Source organism: Mesorhizobium sp. M7A.F.Ca.MR.148.00.0.0, from assembly GCF_003997735.1.
In the GTDB taxonomy this organism is placed as follows: domain Bacteria; phylum Pseudomonadota; class Alphaproteobacteria; order Rhizobiales; family Rhizobiaceae; genus Mesorhizobium.
Genome location: NZ_RZTB01000388.1, coordinates 1 through 500 on the forward strand (window position 1 = coordinate 1; position 500 = coordinate 500).

General features: G+C 62.2%; 1 pseudogene. It reads left to right on the plus strand.

Annotated elements, in window-relative coordinates:
- Positions 1-67: 67 nt before the first annotated feature.
- Positions 68-500, plus strand: a pseudogene (locus EOB49_RS34645) (helix-turn-helix domain-containing protein); the annotation flags it as partial.

A 500-nucleotide genomic window follows, 5' to 3' on the forward strand; every position in this document is an offset into this window, starting at 1 on the left:
GGATAGATGGGTTACACTTTCGGCCCTTTGCAAGGAGAGCAAGGTGCCTTGGAAGGAGTGTAACGTCATGGAAGAGCGGCTGAAGTTCGTCGCCCGGCTGCTGGACGGCGAGAAGATGGCGGTGCTTTGCCGGGAGTTCGATATCTCGCGCAAGACCGGCTACAAGATCCTCACGCGCTACAACGACAGCGGCCTGGAGGGGCTGACGGACCGATCGCGGCGGCCCTATCGCCACGCCAATCAGCTTCCGTTTCAAATCGAGAAGCTGATTGTGCGCCTCAAGCAAGACAAGCCGACATGGGGTGCGCCGAAGATACGCGAGCGGCTGGCCCGGCTGTATCCGGATGTGCACCGGCCCGCGATCTCGACCGTGCATGCCGTGCTCGACCGCCGGCATGGTCGAGCGCCGCAAGCGCAGGCGCAACAGGGCGACGGGGACACCACTTTCAAACGGCTGTCGCCCTAACGATCTTTGGTGTGCCGACTACAAGGGCGAGTTC